1 protein-coding gene and 2 pseudogenes are annotated in these 1,826 nt (G+C 78.7%); 1 reads left to right on the top strand and 2 read right to left on the bottom strand.

The features are described 5' to 3' along the window. Together B0E53_RS36130 and B0E53_RS36125 are read right to left on the bottom strand one after the other, a co-directional pair. Nucleotides 1-189: pseudogene (locus tag B0E53_RS36130) on the bottom strand (glycosyltransferase); the annotation flags it as partial. Further along, nucleotides 186-860, bottom strand: a complete 675-nt coding sequence (locus B0E53_RS36125; protein WP_107079883.1) for a glycosyltransferase family 2 protein — start codon at nucleotides 858-860, stop codon at nucleotides 186-188. The pseudogene B0E53_RS36130 and the gene B0E53_RS36125, both read right to left, overlap by 4 nt. 145 nt (nucleotides 861-1,005) lie before the next feature. Between B0E53_RS36125 and B0E53_RS36120 the strand changes: the two are divergent. After that, a pseudogene (locus B0E53_RS36120) lies at nucleotides 1,006-1,826 on the top strand (hypothetical protein); the annotation flags it as partial.

The following is a 1,826-nucleotide window of genomic DNA, read 5'->3' as shown; positions in this document are numbered from 1 at the left end:
GGCGTCGGCTAACCGTCCGGCCAGCGCCAGCACCGGGACGACCCCCGGGGTGGCGGCGACGGCGTCGAGGGTGTCGCGCAGCGCGGCGGCGGCGATCCGGGCCGCCTGCGCGGGCTCGGCGGGCGGGCAGAGCCGGGTCTTGACCGCCCCGGCCACGGGCGCCTTGGCCACCACCAGCAGGACGGTCACCGCGGGCCCTCCACGCTGCGCAGCACCGCCAGGAAGTCCCGGGTGGCGCGGACCGTGCCGCGGACCGAGCCGGAGACCTTGGACCGGGTCCCGGCGGCGCGCGGGGCGTAGCGGACGTCGCGCTCGTGGATCCGCCAGCCCGCCGCGGCGGCCCGGATCATCAGCTCCAGCGGGTAGCCGAAGGCCCGGTCGGTGACCCCGAGGGCGAGCAGGGCGTCCCGCCGGGCCACCCGGATCGGGCTGAGGTCCCGCAGCGGCACCCCGCGCTGCCGGAGCAGCGCGGCGACCAGCGCCGTGCCGGCCCGGGCGTGCCACGGCCAGGCCCCGGCGGACACCGGCCGGCGCCGGCCCACCGCCAGGTCGGCGGTGCCGGCCGCCACCGGAGCGACCAGGGCGGGCAGCTCGCCCGGGTCGAAGGAGCCGTCGGCGTCGAGCACGCAGACCAGCTCGGTCTCGGCGTGTTCCAGGCCGGCGTGCACGGCCGCCCCATAGCCGCGGCGGGGCTCCCGCACCACCCGCGCGCCGTGCCGGGCGGCCACCTCCGGCGATCCGTCCCGGGACCCGTTGTCCACCACGATCGCCCGGTAGCCGGGCGGCAGCGCGGTCAGTACGCCGGGCAGGGCGGCGGCCTCGTCCAGGCACGGCAGCACCACGTCGATCTGTGTCGGCATGCCGCCGACGCTAGGCCGGTCCGCGCCCGACCAGGCCCCGATCCTGCTTACGGAACCCTTACCGAGCAGGCATTTCTTACCATCCGGTGACGTGCCCGCGGTTCCGCCCCTCTGATGGCCCGGCGGGCCGTACCGTCCGGTCGTCATGAGACCCGCAGCCACCCTGCCCCGCGTCCCCGGCCCGCGGCGGACCAGCCCCGGGCACCGGGGCGACCTGGTCGCGCTGGCCGTCGAGGCGCTGCTGCTCGTCGCCGCGGTCGCCGTCGGGCTGGTGCTCAACCGGCGCGGCGCGGGGCTGCACGCGGACGCCGCGCCGCTCTACGCCACCTGGCGGCCGCACGCCGGTTGGGGCACCCCGCTCGCCGTACTGGTCGCGGTGGTCGTGCTCGGGCCGGGCCTGCGCTGGGCGCGGACCGCCCGCTGGGCGGCGCTGCTGGCCGCCGGCTGGCTGGCCGCGGTGGCCTGGACGCTGTCGCTGGCCCTGGTGGACGGCTGGTCGGCCGGGCTGGCCCGCCGGCTCACCCCGCAGGCGGAGTATCTGCACGAGGTGCCGGGCGTCGTCGACATCCCCCGGATGCTGGCCGGCTTCACCGACCGGATCCTCGACTTCCAGCCCGACTCCTGGTCCACCCACACGGCCGGGCACCCGCCGGGCGCGCTGCTGGTCTTCGTCTGGCTGGACCGGATCGGCCTCGGCGGCGGCACCGCCGCGGCGCTCTGCTGCGTGCTGGTCGGCGCGACCGCCGCGGTCTCGGTGCCGGTCACCCTGCGCGCGCTGGGCGCCGCCGAGGCGGCCCGCGCGGTGCTGCCGTTCCTGGTGCTGCTGCCCGGCGCGGTCTGGCTGGGCGCCTCCGGCGACGCCGTCTTCACCGGCGTGGTCGCCGCCGGGCTGGCCCTGCTGGCGGTACGCGGGCCGGTCGCCGCGCTGGCCGGCGGGCTGCTGCTCGGCTTCGCGCTGCACATGTC

The sequence above is a fragment of the Micromonospora sp. MH33 genome, assembly GCF_003013775.1.
In the GTDB taxonomy this organism is placed as follows: domain Bacteria; phylum Actinomycetota; class Actinomycetes; order Mycobacteriales; family Micromonosporaceae; genus Micromonospora; species Micromonospora fulviviridis.
This window is presented reverse-complemented; position numbering and strand designations above follow the sequence as displayed.

Excerpts from the sequence above, each read along its gene's own strand:
- B0E53_RS36125 (WP_107079883.1), bottom strand. The coding sequence starts at position 860 with ATGCCGACACAGATCGACGTGGTGCTGCCGTGCCTGGACGAGGCCGCC.